Consider the following 314-nt stretch of genomic DNA (forward strand, 5'->3'; position numbering starts at 1 on the left):
ACTTGCTCCGCCAAAGCTTTCATTTGTCGTGTGTTATCCGATGTAACGGGTACCGCCTCACCATTTTGAGCGGCTAGTTTCCATAGCTTTCGTGCGGCATCGTGAATACGTTTAGCGCCAATTCCTTTGAAATGTGCTGCCGATATTCGCGCTTCTAACGCGTTAAGGTCGCCAATCTCACGAACGATTTGTGCATGTGGAAAGAGTGTTAAGAGTTCCCAAGCTAGCTTTGTATCGAAGTTAAAGCCACCCTTGGAGGCCCCAAATGACGCAAATACAAGCTGTAAGACACGATGAGCTCGATTGCGGGCCCG

The 314-nt window shown here is 49.0% G+C and carries 1 pseudogene; it reads right to left on the minus strand.

The annotated features are described in order from the left end of the window. A pseudogene (locus FD30_RS11805) lies at positions 1–314 on the minus strand (hypothetical protein); the annotation flags it as partial.

Source organism: Levilactobacillus namurensis DSM 19117 (assembly GCF_001434785.1).
Taxonomy (GTDB): Bacteria; Bacillota; Bacilli; order Lactobacillales; family Lactobacillaceae; genus Levilactobacillus; species Levilactobacillus namurensis.